The organism is Hansschlegelia beijingensis, from assembly GCF_045505405.1.
Taxonomy (GTDB): domain Bacteria; phylum Pseudomonadota; class Alphaproteobacteria; order Rhizobiales; family Methylopilaceae; genus Methylopila; species Methylopila beijingensis_A.
In genome coordinates this window covers 1-3,000 of the sequence record NZ_JBJKEX010000367.1, presented here as the reverse complement: position 1 = coordinate 3,000, position 3,000 = coordinate 1, and the positions used below count along the sequence as shown (strand labels likewise).

Genomic DNA, 3,000 nt, shown 5'->3' with positions numbered 1-3,000 from the left:
CGGAGCGAGCCGTCCATGCCACGCTGGTCGCCGGGCTCGGCGACCCGCACTGGCAGGTGCGCGAGGAGGCCGCCGCCTCGATCGCCAAGATCCGGCTCCCGGAGGCCACCGTGCAGCTCATCCAGGCGATGAGCGACGAGGTCTGGCAGGTGAGGGTGAAGGCCGCGAACGCCCTCGGCCGCCTCAAGGCCGCGAGCGCGATCGAGGCGCTGGGAGTCAACCTCGACAACGAGACCAGCAATGTCCGCAAGGAGTGCGCGGCCGCGCTCGGCGAGATCGCGGCGCCGCAGGCCCTGCGCTGGCTCGAACAGGCGATGGACGATCCGGACCCCGATGTCCGCAAGTTGATCCGCTGGGCGATCGGCCGCTGCCAAGAAGCCGTCTGATCAAACCCGCGGCGCGACAATAGAGCCGGCTTCCAAAAAGGAGGCCGGCTTTCGCGCGTCGGGCGCCCGGAGACGCCGCGGCTGCGGCGATCTTTGTGACTTTGAATTAGAAACATTCCGTGCTTCGCTGCAGCGCACAGTAGATGAAGCAGGGGAACGACCTTTGGCCATCCCGCAGGCTTCCTGGCCGCCACGAATGTCGGGCTCGCCTGAGGCGGCGCCGCCCGCGGCCGCGCTGCTGCTGTCGGACGGCGAGCCGAACATCCGGGTGCCGGACCGCGCACGCCAGCGCCCGATCCTCGAGCAGCTGTCGCCGCAGGAGCGGGACGTCGTCGTCTCGCGCGGCCGCAAGAAGGTGCTGAACCGCGGCGCGACGCTGTTCAGCCAGGGCTCGCCGCATGACGGCATCTATCTGATCGAGTCCGGCCGCATCCGCGTGTTCTACGCCGCGCCGTCGGGCCGCGAGATCACGCTGGCCTACTGGTATCCGGGCAACTTCGTCGGCGGTCCAGAGATCTTCGGCGGCGGCCCGCATGTCTGGTCGGGCGTCGCGTCCTGCAATTCGAGCGTGCTGCACCTTTCGGGCGCCGCGCTGAGGGAGCTGGTCGTCACCATCCCGGCGCTCGCGCTCGGCGTGATCGACGGGCTGGTGTTCAAGGGCAAGTGCTACTCCACCATGGCGCAGATGCTCGGCACCCGCTCGATCACCGAGCGGCTGGCGCATCTGCTGCTCCATCTCGCCGATCTCTACGGGGTCGAGGAGGAGGACGGCGGCGTGCTGATCGCCGCGAGCTTCACCCATGCGGACCTGGCCCATCTCGTGGGCGCGACCCGGCAATGGGTCACGATCAGCCTCAAGCGCTTCGCCGAACGCGGGATCGTGTCCGCGACCCGCTCCGATCTGGTGATCCGCCGGCCGGACATCCTGCTCGCCATGCGCAACAGCGAAGCCTGACGGCGCCGCCTGCCTCCTTTCTGGGCACGCAAAGGATTTTAGCAACTAATCGACCGCGCGCCGCGGTCTTCAATTGAACGGGCGGCGCCGCGCCTCGATGATCTGACCGTCGGACCCGAGCTGACGTCCTGATCTTGCAACGAGGTGAGCGATGATGGGATCCTGGAGAAAGCGCTGCGCCGTTTCCGCCGCCGCGCTGATCGCCGCGACGGGCATGGGGCTTCCGGGCGCGGCGGCGGCCGCCGAGACGCTGACGATCGGCGTCGGCACCCAGGACACGACGACGAACACGGCTACGACCGGCGTCGTGATCCGCGAGCTCAAGCTGTTCGAGAAGCGCTTGCCGCGGGACGGCAAGTACAAGGACGTGACCTACGATCTGCAGTGGCAGAACTTCACCTCCGGCCCGCCGGTCACCAACGGCATGATGGCCGGCAAGCTGCACGTCGGCGGCATGGGCGACTACCCCCTGGTGGTCAACGGCTACACCTTCCAGAACAACTCCGAGAGCAAGTCGCAGCTGATTGCGATCGCGGCGTACAACCTCGCGGGCTCCGGCAACGGCGTGGTGGTCAACAAGGACAGCCCGTATTTCTCGCTGCAGGACCTCAAGGGCAAGGTCGTCAGCGTGCCGTTCGGCTCCGCCGCGCACGGCATGATGCTCAAGGCCATGCGGGACGCCGGCCTGCCCAACGACTTCTTTACGCTGGTCAGCCAGAGCCCCGAGGTTGGCGCGACCAATCTGAGGGAGAACAAGATCGACGCGCACGCCGATTTCGTGCCCTTCGCCGAGCTGCTGCCGTTCCGCGGCTTCGCCCGCAAGGTGTTCGACGGGCTGCAGACCGACCTGCCGACCTTCCATGGCGTCGTGGTCCGCACCGACTTCGCCGAAAAGTATCCGGAAGTCGTCGACGCCTATCTGCAGGCCGTCCTCGACGCCGAGGCGTGGGTGAAGGAAGATCCCAAGCGCGCCGCCGAGATGATCTCGAAGTGGACCGGCACGGACAAGGAGGTCGTCTACATCTTCCTCGGCCCGGGCGGCATCATGACGATCGATCCGACGCTCAAGCAGCCGCTGGTCGACGCCGCCAAGGAGGACGTCAAGGTCCTCCAGGGCCTCGGCAGGATGAAGGAGTTCGACGTCGACCCGTGGGTGAACGACAAGTTCATCCGCGCCGCCTTCAAGGAACGCGGCCTCGACTATGACGAGCGGCGCGCCTCGACGGCCAATTACGAGGTCAAGGGCGAGGACGCGTTCTGCAAGAAGCCGGTGACCGAGCCCCGCAAGGCCGGCGAGATCTGGATCAAGGACGGCGACATCCAGCCGTTCTCGAGCGCCGCCTGCACGCTCGCGGCCTTCAGCGACTTCAAGGCGAAGGGCGTGGCGGTCAACGTCGCCTACGTGTTCGACGCCGGGCGCGGGATCAAGCTGTTCGCCGACAAGGCCTTCTACGTGACCGGCGACAACGCCGAGCTCGCGCCCTTCATGCTCAAGGCCGACGCGGAGGCCTATGCGGCGAAGTCGGGCGGCAAGGTCGTGAGCTTCGAAGACGCGCTCGCGGCGGCGAAGGGCTGAGCGATGAGCAATGTGATGGCCTCGAACGTCCTCGCCCCGGCGGCGCCGATGCCGGAGGCCGGCGCCGCGCGGGCGGCCGAGCC

General features: G+C 67.7%; 3 protein-coding genes. All 3 read left to right on the top strand.

The genetic code is table 11. From position 1 onward, the window contains the following. The coding region (locus tag ACIKT0_RS16095) for a HEAT repeat domain-containing protein (protein WP_407106370.1) at window positions 1-386 on the top strand (386 nt) is incomplete at its 5' end. Between the two features lie 196 nt (window positions 387-582). After that, window positions 583-1,341 (top strand): Crp/Fnr family transcriptional regulator, encoded by a 759-nt coding sequence (locus ACIKT0_RS16090; RefSeq protein WP_407106368.1) that lies wholly within the window; start codon window positions 583-585, stop codon window positions 1,339-1,341. A 214-nt stretch (window positions 1,342-1,555) separates the two neighbouring features. Then, a complete protein-coding gene (locus ACIKT0_RS16085) occupies window positions 1,556-2,917 on the top strand; it encodes an ABC transporter substrate-binding protein (protein ID WP_407106372.1) in 1,362 nt (453 codons plus the stop codon). Window positions 2,918-3,000 lie beyond the last annotated feature (83 nt).

What these genes read in the sequence shown, in the direction of transcription:
- ACIKT0_RS16090 (WP_407106368.1), top strand. Translation starts at nt 583, where the DNA reads ATGTCGGGCTCGCCTGAGGCGGCGCCGCCCGCGGCCGCGCTGCTGCTG.
- ACIKT0_RS16085 (WP_407106372.1), top strand. Translation starts at nt 1,556, where the DNA reads ATGGGGCTTCCGGGCGCGGCGGCGGCCGCCGAGACGCTGACGATCGGC.